The 18,857-nt window shown below is 33.8% G+C and carries 14 protein-coding genes and 1 other RNA gene; 8 read left to right on the forward strand and 7 right to left on the reverse strand.

The features are described 5' to 3' along the window. Positions 1-100: 100 nt before the first annotated feature. The gene (gene sohB, locus GQR59_RS08970) at positions 101-1,150 is read right to left on the reverse strand and encodes a protease SohB (protein ID WP_160061769.1); all 1,050 of its coding nucleotides are present in this window, start codon (positions 1,148-1,150) and stop codon (positions 101-103) included. A gap of 126 nt (positions 1,151-1,276) precedes the next feature. Here sohB and GQR59_RS08975 point away from each other — a divergent pair, with 126 nt between their 5' ends. Next, on the forward strand, positions 1,277-2,011 hold the full coding sequence (locus tag GQR59_RS08975) for a YciK family oxidoreductase (protein ID WP_160061771.1): 735 nt from the start codon (positions 1,277-1,279) through the stop codon (positions 2,009-2,011). A 278-nt stretch (positions 2,012-2,289) separates the two neighbouring features. Here the strand turns inward: GQR59_RS08975 and GQR59_RS08980 are convergent, their stop codons facing one another. The 5 genes from GQR59_RS08980 to GQR59_RS09000 all read right to left on the reverse strand — a co-directional run bounded on the left by GQR59_RS08980 (position 2,290) and on the right by GQR59_RS09000 (position 8,328). Beyond that, positions 2,290-3,258, reverse strand: coding sequence for an LpxL/LpxP family acyltransferase (locus GQR59_RS08980; RefSeq protein WP_160061773.1), 969 nt, complete (start codon positions 3,256-3,258; stop codon positions 2,290-2,292). Positions 3,259-3,319: 61 nt separating this feature from the next. Then, positions 3,320-3,415, reverse strand: an RNA gene (gene ffs, locus GQR59_RS08985) — signal recognition particle sRNA small type. A gap of 519 nt (positions 3,416-3,934) precedes the next feature. Then, complete coding sequence (gene pssA / locus GQR59_RS08990) at positions 3,935-5,284, reverse strand: CDP-diacylglycerol--serine O-phosphatidyltransferase (RefSeq protein WP_160061775.1); 1,350 nt, start codon at positions 5,282-5,284, stop codon at positions 3,935-3,937. A 228-nt stretch (positions 5,285-5,512) separates the two neighbouring features. Continuing rightward, positions 5,513-6,703: an amino acid aminotransferase gene (locus GQR59_RS08995; RefSeq protein ID WP_160061776.1), complete on the reverse strand. Its 1,191-nt coding sequence runs from the start codon at positions 6,701-6,703 to the stop codon at positions 5,513-5,515. 83 nt (positions 6,704-6,786) lie between these two features. After that, positions 6,787-8,328, reverse strand: a complete 1,542-nt coding sequence (locus tag GQR59_RS09000) for a fumarate hydratase (RefSeq protein WP_160061777.1) — start codon at positions 8,326-8,328, stop codon at positions 6,787-6,789. An 85-nt stretch (positions 8,329-8,413) separates the two neighbouring features. On the opposite strand from GQR59_RS09000, the gene pabB reads away from it, so the two are divergent. Next, complete coding sequence (gene pabB / locus GQR59_RS09005) at positions 8,414-9,850, forward strand: aminodeoxychorismate synthase component I (RefSeq protein WP_236546698.1); 1,437 nt, start codon at positions 8,414-8,416, stop codon at positions 9,848-9,850. Between the two features lie 379 nt (positions 9,851-10,229). Here pabB and cysB read toward each other — a convergent pair whose 3' ends face one another. Further along, positions 10,230-11,198 (reverse strand): HTH-type transcriptional regulator CysB, encoded by a 969-nt coding sequence (gene cysB, locus GQR59_RS09010; protein ID WP_160061779.1) that lies wholly within the window; start codon positions 11,196-11,198, stop codon positions 10,230-10,232. A 228-nt stretch (positions 11,199-11,426) separates the two neighbouring features. Between cysB and GQR59_RS09015 the strand changes: the two genes are divergently transcribed. From GQR59_RS09015 to sppA, 6 genes are all read left to right on the forward strand, one after another. Then, a complete protein-coding gene (locus GQR59_RS09015) occupies positions 11,427-12,122 on the forward strand; it encodes a sensor histidine kinase (RefSeq protein ID WP_160061780.1) in 696 nt (231 codons plus the stop codon). A gap of 68 nt (positions 12,123-12,190) precedes the next feature. Further along, the gene (locus GQR59_RS09020) at positions 12,191-12,979 is read left to right on the forward strand and encodes a DNA repair ATPase (RefSeq protein WP_236546699.1); all 789 of its coding nucleotides are present in this window, start codon (positions 12,191-12,193) and stop codon (positions 12,977-12,979) included. Between the two features lie 117 nt (positions 12,980-13,096). Then, on the forward strand, positions 13,097-13,486 hold the full coding sequence (locus GQR59_RS09025; RefSeq protein WP_160061781.1) for a TraR/DksA C4-type zinc finger protein: 390 nt from the start codon (positions 13,097-13,099) through the stop codon (positions 13,484-13,486). Positions 13,487-13,562: 76 nt separating this feature from the next. Continuing rightward, a complete protein-coding gene (locus GQR59_RS09030; protein WP_160061782.1) occupies positions 13,563-15,260 on the forward strand; it encodes an AAA family ATPase in 1,698 nt (565 codons plus the stop codon). 149 nt (positions 15,261-15,409) lie between these two features. After that, a complete protein-coding gene (gene fabA / locus GQR59_RS09035) occupies positions 15,410-15,949 on the forward strand; it encodes a bifunctional 3-hydroxydecanoyl-ACP dehydratase/trans-2-decenoyl-ACP isomerase (RefSeq protein ID WP_160061783.1) in 540 nt (179 codons plus the stop codon). A gap of 458 nt (positions 15,950-16,407) precedes the next feature. After that, positions 16,408-18,270 carry a signal peptide peptidase SppA gene (sppA, locus tag GQR59_RS09040; RefSeq protein ID WP_160061784.1) on the forward strand — a complete coding sequence of 621 codons (1,863 nt, stop codon included), beginning with the start codon at positions 16,408-16,410 and terminating at the stop codon, positions 18,268-18,270. Positions 18,271-18,857: the final 587 nt, after the last annotated feature.

Here is an 18,857-nt window from a genome sequence, read left to right on the forward strand (position 1 = left end):
GTTTTAACTAATAGCAACCTATTTTTTATATTTTTGGAAGATACAAATAAAAAGCCGACTTGTTAATCGTCGGCTTTTTAACATATTTTAATGCATAAAGTTATTTAAACATTCTTGATACATTAGTTTGCATTATAGTTAAAAAACTGGATTCTACAGATGAAGCGACACTTTTTCCTATTTTTTCAGCTAATTTTTTACTTTTTTGATAACGGACTTGAACAATATGTCTAGAATCGAGTTGTTCTAACAAGTAATCATCGCTTGTTTGGATTTTATCAACCAATTCAAGATCAAGGGCTTGCGAACCATACCAATGCTCACCAGTGGCGATTTTATCAATATTTAATTGTGGGCGATGCTCACTCACAAAATGTTTAAATAATTGATGTGTTTCTTCTAATTCTTGTTTGAACTTCTCACGACCCAGGTCATCGTTTTCGCCAAACATAGTCAATGTTCGTTTGTATTGGCCTGCAGTAAGTTGTTCAAATTCAACATCATGTTTTTTGAGCAATTTATTAAAATTAGGAATTTGTGCAATAACACCGATTGAACCAATAATAGAAAAAGGAGCTGCTATTACTTTATCTGCAACACAAGCCATCATGTAACCACCGCTCGCAGCCACTTTATCAACAGAGATCGTCAGTGAAATATTCTTATCTTTTAAACGTTGTAATTGTGAAGCTGCAAGTCCATAACCATGTACCATACCGCCGCCACTTTCTAAACGTACAAACACTTCATCTTTTTCAGATGCTACGCTTATAATAGCGGTGATTTCTTCACGCAATGAAGACACTTCCTTTGCATCAATGCTTCCTTTAAAATCAATCACATAAAGCTGTGGAGAGTTTTCTGGCTGTGACGTTTTACTTGCTAATTTCTTTTCTTCTTTTTGTTTTATTTTAAGTGCTTTTTTATCTTCTTTATGTTGTGCTTTTAGTTGAGCAGAAGTTAATAATTGTTCTGATATAGACTTTTTTGTTTCGTTAATTTTTTCAGACAGATCCGTTATTTCTAACTCACCTTTTTTGGCTTTTTGTTTACTCGTTAAGGCTATAATTGCAATTAAAATAGCAACGATAGTGATTAAAAATGTGATAGCTTTGGCTAAAAATAACCCGTACTGTAATAAATAATCCAAAATAAATCCTCTTTATATAATATATGCGCTTATCATGACAAAAAATGTCCCAACCTACAAAAGAGTTTGAGTGTTTTTTTTAAAAAAAAGTTATCATGTCACTTTTTACTAATAAGAGACTATTAAATGGATTACATCGCACCTGATAATTTATTAGCAGATAAAACTATCCTAATCACTGGCGCTGGTGCTGGTATAGGTAAAGCGTTAGCCATTAAATGTGCTGAACTTGGCGCTAATGTGATTCTATTAGGAAAAACAGTTAAAAAGTTAGAAGCAGTTTATGATCAGATTGAAGCGTTAAATAAAAAATCTGCCGCTATTTTACCTGTAGACCTAAATGGTGCCACTGAAGAGCATTATCGTGATATGGCTGATACGGTATTACGTGAATATGGTAAATTAGATGGGCTTGTTCATAATGCTAGTCATTTAGGCGTATTAAGTCCTTTCACACAAATTGAAAATACAATGTGGGATCAGGTAATGCAAACTAATCTCAATGCTGGATTTTTAATGACTAAATATTTAATTCCAGTATTAGAAAAGGCACAAAATGCTAGTACAATATTTACAACGTCAAGTGTTGGTCTTAAAGGTAGAGCATATTGGGGTCCTTATAGCGTTTCTAAGTTCGCAACAGAAGGCATGATGCAAGTAGTTGCCGATGAATACGAAAACAGCTCTCTGCGCTTTAATGCGATTAACCCGGGTGCAACTAAGACTGCAATGCGTGCCAGTGCCTACCCTGCTGAAGATGTCAGTTTACTTAAAACACCAGAAGAAATTTTAGCCGTTTATTTGTACTTATTAGGCGATGATAGCATCCAAGTTACAGGACAACGATTCAACGCTCAGTAATGCTATAACAGCCTAACTCAGTACTCTAGTCGCCCTCACCCTTTCTTTATTATAAAGTAATAAGCGCAATTACCTTCTGCGCAATTACCTTCTGATAGATAAATAAAAAGGCAGCTAGGCTGCCTTTTTGTTAACTAGTTTTTCATTAAATGATTTTAATTAAATTAAAACCTAAGCAAAACTTGTGTATTAATACCTATTACATTAAGTATGTTATCTAAATTTTGCGATGGAAAAACAGTTCAATTCAGATAAGCTATTTATTGTGATTGGTATAACTATTCTTTATATATTTTTAACCCTTCTTCAGGTCTTGTTTTAAATAGTTTTAGCGTCCACATATATTGAGCTTTATTTTCATTGATCACTTTTTCAATAGCGGCATTCATTAAATCAGTATCTTGTTGTTCATTTCCACTTGGAATTGTATTTAAAGGCGCGTGACAAATAACATCTATTTTGCCTGTTTTAGCGTTATAAGATGTATAAGTAGGAATAACCACGGCACGCCCTAATTTAGCCAAGCGTCCAATGACTGGCAGTGTTGCTTTTTGGGTTGCATAAAATGAGGAAAAAAGACTGTTGTCACGTCCATGATCTTCATCTGGCAGATAGTAAAAATGTGCTTTATCTCGTAAGCTTTTAATACAAGGTTTTAAACCTTCACTACGGTGATAAAGTGTTCCTTTATCATTCAATCTACTAAAACGAGTTCGATAGTTGGTAACAAACCAATCGAAAATAGGATTGTTATAATCATTAAACATACTAGATAAAGGATAACCACGAGCTGAAATCGCAGCAACACCCGCAAAATCAACACCATAACAATGTGGGGCTAAAAAAATGATAGCTTGTTCAGCCGCTTCAGCTTCTTTTACAAAGTGTTCACCAACAAAGTTAATACGTTTACGTAAAAAACTTTTACTACGAAAAGCTATTTCACCTAGTGAAAGCGCTATTTGAGCAACTGAACGAAAATTTTCTCGCATGAGCGCATCTTTTTCTAATTCGGTATATTCAGGAAAACACAATCCAAGATTGATAAATGCAATTCTTTTACGTTTTTTTAAAAAATTAGCACTATAGAGTTTATCCGCAAGCCATGCTGCAAACTTATCTTTTGAAGAGGCAGGTATGTAACTGCAAATAAATAATAAAGCTAATAGTAGCCAAGTTCCCCAGTATTTTGGAAGGAAATGCTTTGCTTTAAGTGAAGTATCAAAACGAGAATTATATTGGGTCATATTTAGACCTTTAGAAACTAAGAGTGATTAGATTATATAGAGATATTTGGGTGGGTGGTAGACCTCCCAGCAAACTCTCGGCACTTGAATCACCTACTATGGCTGCTGCCTTCCGGCTCTGACCAGGTTAATAAGTTATCAATGCGAGAAACCAAGAGGCCTACCATTGTCACTGCATCAAGCCTTAACACTTGATGCGAGGAATTATACGTAAGCAGAATCATAATTCAATAGATAAATGAGTATAATGAGTCTAAGCGATTAAATAGTCAGCACTTTTAGCAAATAATATTTAGTATGGTTAAAAATAGTAATTAAAACGGTGCAATCCAGGCTTTTTTCAACTTTATAAATATGATTTCTTTTAATACGGCTCAAATTAAAGTTAATAAATAAAGTCGCTAAACTTATTTTTTTAATTTACAAATTCGAAAATGTACTGAATTACGACACTATTAATTTGTTAATTTAATAAGCGTTGAACAAAAGAAACGAAATTAATCACGCTAGTTTGTAATTAATCTCTGTTCAGGAAGAAAAGTGTTAACCTTATTAAAGATGGGGCAATGATTGAAAAAAGAGAGGAAGCGAAGTCCTCTTCTTTAACTAAGTACATCAATTAATAATTTTAACTTTGTATGCGATTAGAAATAATAAATAAGTGTCAAAGTAAACACTAAATAATACCTTTTATAATTCGATCTGCTTTAACTCTCTTTAAGCGAGATATTAATTGTTTAACTTTATCTGGATACGTCGCCATATCATCAATATCTCGATAACTTTCAATCAAACGCGTATGAGAAAGAATATTGGATAGCTCTTCATTAAACTGTGTGCTTAATTGTTGTTCCGGGTCATCAATTAATAAACCATTTTCAAGATCCAAACGCCAAGCCCTTGGATTGAGGTTATGGCCTGTTAATAATGAAAAACGTTGATCTGAATAAATACCTTTTAAATGAAAACTATTGGAATCATGTTTCCATAAATGTAATTTTAAGTGCCCTTGCAAAATAGAAGTATGATGCTTCTTAGCAAAATTGCGTAGGTTTACTTCATAAAGATAAGGTAAAGCAGCAATCGTTTTAAAGGGTTTATCTTCAGGAATATAAAAGTCATTTGCGGTTTTATCGCCAACAACAATAGTAATATTAACTTTACGTTTTAATAATGCTGAAATATCACGAGATAGAGCAGTCGGTAAATTGAAGTAAGGTGTAAATAAAATTAATTCTTTTTCGGTAGAGTGAAAGATAGCTCTAATGACTTTATTTAATAAGTTTTTCTTTGTACCAATCCCAGTGAGAGGTCTGACAGCTAGACCATTACATTCAATTGGATCGAACCGATAGCCAGACAGTTTTAAGTTACGACTTAAGTTTTTATGTTCTTTTTTAAATTCATTAAACTTAGGCACAACAGGTGCATTAAGTTGAACAACCGCTTCACTATTGATAATCACCTGTTGAATATAATCAACCATAGAGTCTGCTAATGCGTTGTCTGTGATTAACCAATAACGATCAAATCGATAACGTTCTTGCTGATGGAGGTAAATATTATTAATACTTGCGCCACTGTAAAAAACAACATTATCGAAAATAAAACCTTTTAAATGTTGTACACCAAAAAGTTCTTTTCGTTTCACAGGCAAACCGATTATTTTAACGCCGCGGCCTTTTAACTCAGCAACTTTTTGATACCAGGTTGTATTCGTATCCCCTCCCTTTTCAGCCCCAATTAAACCTCGTTGTGCTCGATGAAAGTCAATACAAACAGTAATATCCATGGACGGATAATTGTTTTTTGCTTGATATAAAGCATTTAGGACTTCCTCACCTGCATCATCCGCTTCTAAATATAAAGCGGCAATATAGATACGTTTAGTTGCGGAATTTATCTGCTGAAATAACTCTGTTTTAAATGCTTTAGTGGTTAATAAGCATCGTACATTGTCTGCAGATAATGGGAGCTTTTTCAATTTTGTTAAAAATGAAAGGTTTTGATTAATTTTTTTACTCATAAATCTCTATCATATTTTACCAATTTCACTATTAAATACTCCATTCAGATACAAGCTACGCTATAAAGTAGAGCATTGATACGGTAACTAACGTTCTAGTTACAAAGCTGAAAGCTACGCTAACATTTATATTGATGACTATAAATAGCGAGATCAAATAGTGGGTTTGGTATCATTAAACCTCAGTATAAATTGTTGAGGCTTAATGATTTAACAATCAAAAGTTAATTAAATAACTTTAGCTAATGCATCACATAAAGGCTGCATGTTGTTTTTAGTCATTCCGGCTACTGAAATACGACCAGAACCAACAATATAAACTGCAAACTCTTCTTTTAATCGGTTTACTTGTTCAACTGTTAAACCAGAAAAAGAGAACATTCCAAGTTGACGACTAATGAAGCTAAAATCACCTTTAACGCCTTTTTCTTTTAACGTCGCTACAAATAAATCACGCATTTCTTGAATACGATTACGCATTTCGGCAACTTCTTCAACCCATTGTTTATAAAGCTCAGCGTCATTTAAGATAGTTGTTACAATCGCTGCACCGTGACATGGAGGGTTTGAGTAATTAGAACGGATACCCGCTTTAACTTGACTGAATGCACTGTCTGCAATATCACTGTCTTCAGCTACAAGAGTAATACCACCAACACGTTCGTTGTATAAGCCAAAGTTTTTAGAGAATGAGTTAGCAATCAATAGTTCTTTGTTATATTTTGCAAAAGTACGTAAACCTTGCGCATCTTCTTCAACACCATGACCAAAACCTTGGTATGCAAAATCAAAGAATGGAATTGCACCTAGTTCAGCAATTAGTTTTGCTAGTATTTCCCACTGTGCTTGTGTTGGATCAATACCTGTAGGGTTATGACAACAACCGTGGAACAATACCATATCGCCTGCTTCAACAGATTGTAGCGAAGCAACCATTGCATCAAAATCTAAATCTTTAGTCTCTGCATTATAATAATCATAAGTAACAACTTCTAGGCCAGATGTTTTGAAAACGTTACCGTGGTTAGCCCAAGTTGGGTTACTTACCCAAATCTTTTTAATGCCTAGTTTAGTGACTGCAAAATCAGCCCCCGTACGTAATGCTCCAGTACCACCAGGTACTTGCGCTGTGCGAGCACGTTTAGAAGTGATAATTTCAGCATTAGCACCAAATAGTAATGTTTGAACAGCGTCACCATAAGCCGCAATACCTTCAATGGTTAGGTAGCTTTTGGTTGTTTCTTCAGCAAGTAGACGTTTTTCAGCTTCTTTAACAGTTGCTAAAATTGGTGTTTGTCCCATTTCATTTTTATAAATACCAACGCCAAGGTTGATTTTATCTGTGCGGACGTCTTTTTTAAATGCATCTGTTAAACCAAGGATTGGATCTGCAGGTGCCATACTTACTTGTTCAAACATACTTATTCCTTTATGAATAATGAAAAATACTTACGTTGATGCTTTTATACCATCCTTACTATTTCAAGCAATCAATTTAGTAACTATTCTGACAATTTGCTGTCTAATTCAGCTATTTTAGCTTTCCAAATAGCCGGACCTTGCTCATGAACGTTATTTCCTTGACTATCAACAGCAACTGTAACCGGCATATCTTCGACATCAAATTCATAAATAGCTTCCATTCCTAAGTCTGCAAAGGCAACCACTCGTGATTTTTTAATTGCTTTAGCAACAAGATATGCAGCACCACCTACGGCCATTAAATACACTGATTTATGTTTAGCAATAGAATCAACTGTGTTTTGTCCACGTTCAGATTTACCAATCATGCCTAATAAACCCGTTTCTTCTAGCATGAAGTCTGTAAATTTATCCATACGTGTTGCCGTTGTTGGGCCAGCAGGACCCACTACTTCATCACGGACTGCATCAACAGGTCCTACGTAATAAATAAATCTACCTTTAAAATCGACGCCTTCAGGTAAACCTTTACCACTTGTGATTAATTCTTGAATTCGTTTATGAGCAGCATCACGACCCGTTAATATTTTTCCTGAAAGTAAAATAGTATCGCCACTTTTCCATTCGCTCATATCAGCTTTAGACAAGTCATTTACATTAACGCGCCTAACGTTTTCGCCTACTTCACGAGTAATTTCTGGCCATTGGTCTAGTGATGGGGGTGTTAAGACAGCTTCACCTGAACCATCTAAAGTGAAATGTGCATGGCGTGTTGCTGCACAGTTAGGGATCATAACAACAGGTTTCGATGCCGCATGAGTTGGACAACTTTTTATTTTAATGTCTAATACGGTTGTTAAACCACCTAAGCCTTGCGCTCCAATACCTAAGTTATTCACTCGCTTAAAGATCTCTAAACGTAACTTTTCATCGGTATCCAATGAATCTGGGTCTACTTTTGCTTTAGCTTGTAGATCAAAAATATCAACAGGTTCCATTAATGACTCTTTCGCCATTACTGCCGCTTTTTCTGCTGTGCCACCGATTCCTATTCCTAACATACCAGGTGGGCACCAACCTGCCCCCATTGATGGGACTGTTTTTTCTATCCAATCTTCAATTGAATCAGATGGATTTAACATCGCCATTTTAGATTTATTTTCTGAACCGCCACCTTTTGCTGCAACCATCACTTCTACTTTATTACCTTTAACCATTTCAACATGCACAACAGATGGGGTATTGTCTTTAGTATTTTTGCGTGCTCCCGCTGGATCAGCAACGATCGAAGCACGTAATGGGTTAGACTGGTCGTTATAAGCTTGACGCACACCTTCATCAACTAACTCTTGTACTGTTAATTCTGAATCAAAACTGACTTTCATCCCGATTTTAACGAATACCGTCACAATACCAGTATCTTGACAAATTGGGCGTTTGCCCTCAGCAGACATGCGTGAATTAATTAATATTTGGGCAATGGCGTCTTTTGCCGCAGGATTTTGTTCTGCTTGATATGCTTTATCCATTGCTTGGATAAAATCCAGCGGGTGATAATATGAAATAAATTGCAGTGAGTTCTTAACGCTATTAATAAAATCCAGTTCTTTAATGACTGTCATCAGTCGCTCCCAGTAAATAGTAAACAGTTTTTGTAAAACAATGTTAATATTATTGGCCTTATCCGCCTAATTTTTTGTTACAAAAATGTTGCCTAAATACGAAAAAATGACTTATAAATCAGCTAACACACTCATAAAACCATTGTTTTTCTCTGAAAAGATAATCACTATCATTAAACAAGAATTATCCTGTTTGAATTGGACTGTATTTTTGGAATCCGCAAGTTCGGAACATATAGATAGTAATTGGTCTATTTTTAGCGCTGAACCGATCGCAACGTTAACGGAATCAAATAACAATGCTTTATTTCATGACTTAACAACTAATGCAAAAATTGAGATGGGAACAGACCCGCTCGCTGCTCAATTACAAATTCGACAGCAGTTATTTCATGAAGAAACAACCAATGATTTTCCATTTACTGGTGGTGTGATTGCTGCCTACCATTATGAAATGGGAGAACTGTTTGAACGTGTCAATAAAGACCAACAAAACGTAGGCCTAAACTTAGGCCCCTACCATTGTGGTTTTTATGATTGGGCTATTTTATATAACCTTAAACAGAAACAATATTATTTGCTGCAACAAAGCACTAAGAATATTGAACAAGATGTAACTTCTTTATGGCAAAAACGTTATCAATGGCTTGAAAATTTATCAAAAAAAGCCCTTAATGATGTTGAATCATTTAGTTTATCTGAAGAATGGATACCTAATTACAGTGAAGAAGAATACAAACAATCGTTTAATAAGATTCAAAATTATATTTTAAGCGGTGATTGTTACCAGGTTAACTTAGCTCAACGCTTCCAAGCTAACTATAATGGTAATGAATACCAAGCCTATTTGGCTTTATTAAAAGAAAACAAAGCCCCCTTTGCCGCATTCATACGGTTGCCTGAACAAGTCATTATATCAGTATCGCCAGAGCGATTTTTGCAATTAAAAGGTCATCAAGTACAAACTAAGCCTATTAAAGGTACTATGCCACGTAGCCAAGATGCACAGCAAGATCTAGCCAACATACAACAACTATTAAACTCTGAAAAAGATCAGGCAGAGAACCTTATGATTGTTGACTTGTTACGAAATGATATTGGACGTGTTTGTAAACCAGGAACCGTTAAAGTCCCAAGTTTATTTAATATTGAAAGCTTTCCTGCTGTGCACCACTTAGTCAGTACAGTAACAGGACAACTCGGTGCTCAATATTCTTGTGAAGATTTACTTAGAGCATGTTTTCCTGGTGGATCAATTACTGGCGCACCTAAAATTCGATCAATGGAAATTATTTCTGAACTTGAAAAATTTGAACGTGAAATTTACTGCGGCAGTATTGCTTATATAAATGGTAACGGTGACATGGATAGTAGTATCACGATTAGAACATTAGTGTGTCAAAACAACAAAATCTATTGTTGGGCAGGTGGAGGCATTGTAGCTGACTCTAACGTAGAAAGTGAATATAAAGAATGTTTTGATAAAGTAAGTAAAATTCTTCCAATATTAAGCAAATTATAATTAGGAAAATTTATAAACAAATACAATACCAACCCTTATAATACTGATTACAGTCATTAACCGATCTATTTTTATACCGATTACATTAAATAATATGTTCTAAATTTTGCGCAGGAAAAATGAGTTAGTTCAAGGCGAAAATTAAGGCCGTTCGAAGATTAACTTCGTTAATCGTCTATCGGTGAATTAACTAAAACATGTTAATTCATTAATGGTTGTTTCCTTTACGAAATTCACAATGAAGAAATAAGTTATTTTAACAAGTAAAATAGATAACTTAATTAGTGTGATTGGTATTACTTGTTTATAAATATAAAAAAGCCCACATAAGTGGGCTCAAATAATTGCTTGTATTAATTAGTCATTATTAGTGTAAAGATTATCTTATTGGTAGCTCGATATCTTCAAATAACTTATTAACTTCCGCTGTATATTTTAATTGGATTGCTTTTTCAACTAACGGTCTCGTTAAATGTGGAGCAAATCTAACCATGAAATCATACATATAATCACGGAGAAAAGACCCCTTTCTGAAGCCGATACTGGTTAAACTAGATTTAAAGATATGGCTTGCATCGAGTACACAGAAATCATCATCTTCGTTAATTGCCATCGTAGCAATAACACCCACGCCTAAACCTAACCGAACATAGGTTTTTATAACGTCAGCATCCGTTGCGGTGAATACCACATTTGGTTTATAGCCAGCAGCATTAAATGCTTCGTCTAATTCTGAGCGTCCGGTAAAACCAAAAATATAAGTGACAATAGGATGTTGTGCAATATCATCAATAGTGAGTTTCTTAATATTAGCTAAAGGATGATCTTTTGGCACAATCACCGAACGATTCCAATGATAACAAGGCAACATAATAAGATCTTGATAAAGGTGCAACGCTTCGGTTGCAATAGCAAAATCTGTTTTGCCCTTAACAACTGATTCACTAATTTGTGTTGGCGTACCTTGGTGCATATGTAATGACACTTTTGGATAGCGTTTAATAAACCCTTTTATGACTTCAGGCAATGCATAACGAGCTTGTGTATGCGTTGTGGCAATATTTAACTTGCCTTGATCTGGCATAGTATATTGATTAGCTACCGCTTTAATACTTTCAACTTTACCTAATATTTCAGTTGAATAACGTATGATCTCTTGTCCTGCAGGTGTTACCTTAGTGAGGTGTTTACCACTGCGTTCAAAGATTTGAATGCCGAGTTCGTCTTCTAGCATACGAACTTGTTTACTAATACCGGGTTGTGAGGTAAATAAATTTTCAGCAGTCGCTGATACATTTAAGTTATGATTTAATACTTCGACAATATAGCGCAATTGTTGCAATTTCATAATGTTATCAGCTCATGTTTAGTTAGTGCTTATTCCATTTAATTCTATCAGACTTCTACTATTTACAAAGCCCTACTTTTGTATTGTGTATTATTATATCTATAATAATAAGGGTATAACTTGCTATGCAACAAATTTATAGTAGATAAACCTTTACTTAATAAACATGAACAAGATATTTTATTGAGGATAATTAATTGTAATTATCCTATATAGGTCGATGGAGTTATGAAAAACATAAATAACGAGCAGCTTGATTTCAGCACTATATTAGCGACAAGCATACATGATATGAAAAATTCGTTGGCGATGGTTCTACAATCTATCGAAGATCTCGATTTAGCTGACAACCTTACTGCTCAACAACATAAATCGGTTTCAAATTTACATTATCAAACTTCACGCATTAACAGCACATTAATGCAGTTATTAGCGTTATACCGAGATGAAAAAAAACAACTACCTATCTTTATAGAAGAAAACTCAGTTAATGAACTATTAACCGATATATTGGAACGTAATCGTTTATATTTAAACAGTCATCATATCAAGGTCACCGTTGATGTTGAAAAAAACTTACGTGGCTATTATGATGTTGATTTGGTCAGTTATTTACTCAGCGATATCTTTATTAATGCACTACGCCATGCAAAAAGTATTGTCACCATCTCAGCTTATTACCAGGCTCCCTATTTGATATTCAAAATAGAAGATGATGGAGAAGGTTATCCGCATTATATGATGAATGTGAATGATAAAAATGAAGGCTCTACTTTTAATGCTAACAAAGGACGCAGTGGTTTAGGGCTTTTATTTGCTAAAAAAATTGCTGAAGCGCATCAATTAAAACAACTTAAAGGCAATATTTGTTTAATTAATAAACCAGATAATAGTGGTAGTATATTCACTTTACAGTTACCTTAGTATCATAAAATTCGTATAAGTATTAATACAATGTACTTTTTCTATTATTTACATAAAGAGTTTATATCTTGTACCCATTAATAATTTCTTTAGTCGCTTTACTGCTTATTGTCATGATTGGTTACAATATCATTCAACAATATAAGCAAAAAGTAGAAACAGAACGTCGTATTTCTGTTGCAAAACAACACGCGGTAATCTCTGAAGTTGATGAACTTTTATTGTTTGCAACTAAAATTCCATTCACCAAAATTTTACTGCTTATATTAAAAAATAGAATACGTAATGCTTTATTCATTATGATGAATATGTCGCCTAGTACTGCCAGTTATAAAGAACACTTTGCTGATACTGAAGCACAAATTAAGCAGATAAAAGAAAATTATATAGAACCAACCTCAAATACTTTTCAAATTCCTAATGATGATAAAGAAGCGGTTAATTTAATTAAAGTCACCAAAAAAATACGGGCAGTTTTACGTTCAGAACATGCTAAAGGAAAAATTAACACTAATATATTTGTTGCTGAAAATCGAAACTTAGAAATAATGCAATTAAAAATAAATTTAGATACAAGCATTAAACGTATTATTCAAGCTAAATCAATAAAAGAATATAGCAACGCAAAACAAATGATCGACAAATTATTGAAAATATTAGAATCAATTCCAGATAAAGATAACGACCTACTACAAAAACAACAGCTTCTTGTTAATCACAATAATGAAGTAAATTTACATTTAACCGACATGGGTTCCTCTTCAAATGGGGATAATCATGAGAAAAAACGTTTAATGAAAGAAAACTCTAAGCAAAAAGATATAGAAATGCTATTTGGTGACAAACAAAAATGGTAGTAACTACCCTATTTGATAAATATTTATCTTAACAAAACAATCAAACTTGATACAAATCAATAACTTTAATATCGCCTCCCTTATTATAAATTATTATAAATTATTGAGGCGACTGTTATGCATCAAATCACATTCGAACAACAACAACTTTTGCAACAAAACTTATTAGCTGAATTTACGCAGTTGAAAGAGAAAGTAAAAGTCAGACTAACAGCTTCTTCTAAACAATACTTAAATGATTTAGTTAAAGATGTCGACACCATGAATGCTGATGCTTTGATTGATAGCTTAGTACATAGTGAAAGCCATTCATTGAATCTTTATAAAACACAAATCCAAAGTATTGATGCTGCATTACAAGGTATTGAGCTTGGTTTATATGGTTTATGTTCAGATTGTGAAGTAGAAATAGAAGTGGAAGAATTATTTGAATGTCCTACCAAACAACGGTGCACAGCTTGCGAAATAAAATACCAACAACAAAAAGTAAAGGGTTATAAATTATAAAGCGCATTTTGTTGTTAACTTTATAGGGAGGTATGTGATAAATTGCCCTCCTTTAACTTTAACTAGAGCAGACATTTTGACCGATAATATTTCCCCTTTAATTTCAAGCGATGCCTCTAGTGCTACTGATCCTATTATTGAGAAAACTATTCCTTTAACAGTACAACAATGTACAACACATTTTGATCAATATTTAACTCAATATCAAAAGCCTGAAAAAGCAGAGTTATCACTTTTGTTTCCTGATGCTGTGTCTGTTGTTTCTCGTTATTTGAAACTACCAACTCAACTACTTTTAATTAATAGCCGCCACTGGTTAAGTGCGAAACAATTGCTTGAACAAACGATTGCACCAACTTTACCAACAAGTTATTTACTAAGTTATAATCAAGAAAGTTTATTTGGACGCTTATCTTTAGGAAATGATGGACAATTAAATTTTTCCGATGGCCACTTAAGTAAATATGATCAAGGCATTTTAGTCCTTAACATTAGTCCGCTATTAGTTGAACCCAATTTATGGTTTAAATTAAAGTCTGTTTTACAACGAGGTCACTTACAAGCAAGTGATGCCGTTAATGCTGAAAAAATAAAACAAGCATTACCCGATTTAACTCAGCAAACTATTAATACAAAAATAATTTTAGTAGCGAGTAGATTTCAGCTCGAAGAATTAATTCAGATTGATCCAGAATACTCACAAGTTTCTTCTTTATTTTGTGAATTAGCGAGTCAAGTACCCGTATCTCAAGAATCTATTAATGCGATTGTTACTTATTGTCACAACTTAACAGAACAGCTAGCAATAGAAAAATTAGATAACGACACTTTATCAACACTTTTACATTTCCTAGCAACTCAATGTCAGCACCAAAAACTGCTATCGTTTGCACCAGAATCGATTCAACAAGCTTTACAGTATGCAAACTTATTTAATGATAATAATAAAATCAACCAACAAGATTTAATTGCCTATTTTAATGAAATAGATCAAGCACAATCATTAGCACGAAAATACAGTGAACAATCGCTCCTTGAAGGACAAGTAAACCTACAATTAACAGGTGAGAATATAGGCCAAATCAATGGTTTATCCGTTGTTGAATTATTAGGTTACCCCTGTGAGTTTGGTGAAGTATTTAGGATTTCAGCGAGTGATATGATCGGCGATGGTGAGATTATAGATGTAGAAAGAAAAGTCGAACTAGCGGGTAATATCCATGCTAAAAGTACGTTAATTGTACAAGGCTACTTAAATCACTTTTTCAGTCATGTCACCGCCTTTCCTTATTCTTGTAATTTAGTTTTTGAGCAATCTTATCAAGAAAGTGATGGAGACAGTGCTTCATTGGCTATTTTAATTGCAGCAAGCTCTTGTTACTCACAATTCCCTGTTAAACAAAACATATTTGTGACAGGTTCTCTTGATCAACATGGTAATGTATTAGCCATTGGAGGCATTAATCAAAAAATTGAATCAGTAACCCGTTTGTTTGACTTAGGTTTAATTACAGAGCCCGTTTTAATTGTAATGCCTAAAGCTAACCAAATTAATTTAACCCTCAATTTGAAAACGTTGGCATTAATTGAATCCGGTAAAATGATGATTCATACAGTTTCTCATTGTCATCAAGCTTATCCTTTATTATTAGATAAAACCTTTGAGCAAGTGATCAAAGCAATTAACTTACGAATAGATATTGCAGCTAAAGAAGAGATGGAAGATAACACTAGTAGTTTGTTTTCTAGAATAAAAGATTCTATATTTCATTAGTTTATACTAACAAAAAAACACTCAGAAAATTGATTATTCTTGATTGTTTTCATGGGCTCATATACAGTATAGCGCTCATTATTTCGTGGTATTAAGTTTTATGTTTGTTTTAATACCTCACCTTATCAATTATTTTAAGAAAAGTGATTATGACTAAAATCGTATCCCAAAAAGAGTTGGGTAAAAACTCTTACAATAAAGAAGAATTAATCAAATGTGGTCAAGGTGAGCTATTTGGTGAAGGCAACTGTCAATTACCTATCGACAAGATGCTTATGCTAGACCGTATTATCAGCATTACTGAAGATGGCGGAGAACACGGTAAAGGCGAATTAATTGCTGAACTAGATATCGATAAAGCATTATGGTTCTTCCAATGTCATTTCCCAAATGATCCCGTTATGCCTGGTTGTTTAGGTCTTGATGCAATGTGGCAACTAGTTGGTTTCTTCCTAGGTTGGAGTGGCGGTCCTGGTAAAGGACGTGCTTTAGGCGTAGGTAATGTTAAATTTACAGGCCAAGTTTTACCAACAGCGAAGAAAGTAACATACCGTATAACAATGAAACGCTTAATTATGCGTAAATTGGTTATGGGTATTGCTGATGGTGTCGTAGAAGTAGATGGTAAAGTTATCTATGCAGCTGAAGATTTGAAAGTTGGTTTATTTGTGGATACTTCAAGCTTTTAAATTGAATGATTGATTATTATCTTTAAAGCACTGATTATGTTTGTAATCGGTGCTTTTTTTTATCTAATATTTCTTTAGAGTGTTGACACAGCCCTGCTAAACTTGTGAATAGGCTAAATCATCACTCATAGTTCAGATCTTAAATCAGTAATAGATTAACCGTTTTAATCAGCTAAATTACCCATGTATTCAGCTTATGCCGATTACATTAAATAAGTGATCTAAATTTTGACCAGGAAAAATGACTTAGCTTAAGGCGTAAATTGAGGCCTTTCGAAGATTAACTTCACTAATCGTCTGTCGGTGAATTAACTACAACATGTTAATTCATTAATGGTTGTTTTCTTTACGAAATTTACACCGAAGAAATCAGTTATTTTAATCAGTAAAATAGATCAGTTAATTAGTGTGATTGGTATTACTATTATTAACATCTTATTGTGTCACAAGGACCGTTTATGGCTTTCTTATTTCGTTTTATTAAACAACTATTTATTAAAGGGTTTAAATTACTTAATTTAATCCGTTTATTAATACTTAATGTGTTGTTCTTAATTATTGTACTAGTCATTTTTGTTTCTTTTGAAACACAAGATGAACAAATAAAAGTGGCTGATAATTCCTATCTTCGTTTAAATTTAAATGGGTTTATCGTAGAAAAGAAACACCCAGTTAATATTTCACAAGAGATATCAAAACAATTAACTGGATTAGATCAAGAAATACCACAAGAATTTGAAACACAAGAGTTAATTAAAACCATTCGAAATGCACAACATGATCCAAAAATAACAGGATTGGTGCTAGAGTTAAGCGGTTTACAGTCAGCCAGTCTCGATCAACTTACAGATATAGGTGAGGCGATTAATCTATTTAAAACTGAAGGTAAGCCTGTATTTGCTTATGCGGATAATTATACGCAAACCCAATACTATCTAGCCGCTTATGCCGACCACATTACACTACCGCCAAATGGTTTTGTTCTTTTGCAAGGTTATTCAGTCAATAGATTATATTTTAAAGATTTATTAGATAAATTATTAGTAACACCACATATCTTTAAAGTGGGAACTTACAAATCATTTGTTGAACCCTTTACTGAAACTGAAATGTCGCAATATAGCAAAGAAGCGAATCAACATTGGTTAGATCAGCTATGGGAAAGTTACATTCAACGAGTATTAGAGCAACGTAAAGCTAATAAACTATTAACCGCTAATTCCATAAGCCCTGACTTAAAATCTCTTAAAAAACAATTACAGGCAGTTTCTGGTGACACAAGTGAATATGCACTTTCTGTCGGGTTAGTCGATGAATTAAAATTTTATGATAATTTCATAACCACCTTAACGCACCCTACTAACAATGAAAGTAAAGCTATTGATATCATCGACTACAACCGTTATAGGTCAACGTTGTCTCCTTTATATAAAACCACAGGTGCGACTAATAGAATCGCAGTAATACACGGTTCTGGTGAAATAATATCTGGAGTCACTGATGGAACAACAATTGCGGATAAAAGCTTCAATAGTTTATTAAAACAGGCTCGTAATGATAGTCGCATTAAAGCCGTTGTTATTCGTTTAGATACACCAGGGGGTAGCGCTTTTGCCTCTGAGAATATTAGACAACAAGTACTTGCACTAAAAGCCGCAGATAAAAAAGTAGTTGTTTCAATGGGGTCTGTGACAGCTTCTGGTGGATATTGGATAGCTTCTGCTGCCGATCAAATTATTGCATCACCGACGACGTTAACTGGCTCTATTGGAATATTTGGCATGTTTGCAACTATCGATAAATCACTTAAGGAAATAGGCATAAATCAAGATGGGGTTTCAACTAGCCCTCTTTCTGGATTTGGAATAACACAGCCCCTAAGTCCTGAACTTGCTGAGATATTTCAAATTGGAATTGAAAGCGGCTATGCTAATTTCTTAAAAGTGGTATCAGAAGGACGTGATATGACAGTACAAGCAGTTGATAAAGTAGCTCAAGGCCGTGTTTGGACTGGTATAGATGGCCTTGAAAATGGTTTGGTTGATCAACTAGGCAACTTACAAACTGCCATTAACAGTGCAGCAAACTTAGCGAGCTTAGATGATTTTGATATTATCTCTATCGAGCCCAAGGTTTCTTCTAAACAAGCTTTCTTTAATCAATTATTAATAAGTTCAGTCAGCTTTTTACCTAATGCCGTGATTAAACAGCCATCTTGGGTTTCTTTATTTTCAGATCTAGAGCAACAAGCAAACTTTGTCACTAGACTTAATGATCCTCAAAGTCGTTATGTCTACTGCACACAATGCTACATTAAATAAACAATACTTCTGCAAATATTACTCCCCAAGGACTTTAGTAAAAGTTGGGGAGTCACTTTAATAAAAGTTGGAAAATAATATTAAATAATCTTTGTTAAAAAACATAAATTAAAAAATGAGTGTATAAACCACTTTGCCCTTTTAATATTAACGTTAGTATTATAAATGCTCGCCTTGACCTATCGACTATTATCTCAAGCACTCAATAAGCCCATCAGTCATTAAACCAGAAGGTTTCATCTATATTAGTATGGATAAAATTCCTCCCTTTCTGTTTAAGTGTATTAGTTATACCGATTACATTAAATAAGTGAGCTAAATGGTTATTCCCTTTACGAAATTAACAACGAAGCTAGCATTCATTTTAACAAGCATACATCACTAGATAATGACTTAAATTATTATTAGTTATTTAAACCTAGATTCTGCCCTGCCTATATTGTTTATAAGTGTTTAAAATAAAGACTTATAAACAACACACTTGTTAAATCAGTTATTAGTCCCCATTATTTAATAAGAAAATTTATTTATAGGGATATTCAAAATAGTGAGGATGGTGATTTTCGTTAATAATGTATTAAATATAT

The organism is Psychromonas sp. L1A2 (genome assembly GCF_009828855.1).
Taxonomy (GTDB): domain Bacteria; phylum Pseudomonadota; class Gammaproteobacteria; order Enterobacterales; family Psychromonadaceae; genus Psychromonas.

Coding starts and splice junctions, on each gene's coding strand:
- GQR59_RS08975 (WP_160061771.1), top strand. CDS start 1,277: ATGGATTACATCGCACCTGATAATTTATTAGCAGATAAAACTATCCTA.
- GQR59_RS08980 (WP_160061773.1), bottom strand. CDS start 3,258: ATGACCCAATATAATTCTCGTTTTGATACTTCACTTAAAGCAAAGCAT.
- pssA (WP_160061775.1), bottom strand. CDS start 5,284: ATGAGTAAAAAAATTAATCAAAACCTTTCATTTTTAACAAAATTGAAA.
- GQR59_RS08995 (WP_160061776.1), bottom strand. CDS start 6,703: ATGTTTGAACAAGTAAGTATGGCACCTGCAGATCCAATCCTTGGTTTA.
- GQR59_RS09000 (WP_160061777.1), bottom strand. CDS start 8,328: ATGACAGTCATTAAAGAACTGGATTTTATTAATAGCGTTAAGAACTCA.
- pabB (WP_236546698.1), top strand. CDS start 8,414: ATGTTGCCTAAATACGAAAAAATGACTTATAAATCAGCTAACACACTC.
- cysB (WP_160061779.1), bottom strand. CDS start 11,198: ATGAAATTGCAACAATTGCGCTATATTGTCGAAGTATTAAATCATAAC.
- GQR59_RS09015 (WP_160061780.1), top strand. CDS start 11,427: ATGAAAAACATAAATAACGAGCAGCTTGATTTCAGCACTATATTAGCG.
- GQR59_RS09025 (WP_160061781.1), top strand. CDS start 13,097: ATGCATCAAATCACATTCGAACAACAACAACTTTTGCAACAAAACTTA.
- fabA (WP_160061783.1), top strand. CDS start 15,410: ATGACTAAAATCGTATCCCAAAAAGAGTTGGGTAAAAACTCTTACAAT.
- sppA (WP_160061784.1), top strand. CDS start 16,408: ATGGCTTTCTTATTTCGTTTTATTAAACAACTATTTATTAAAGGGTTT.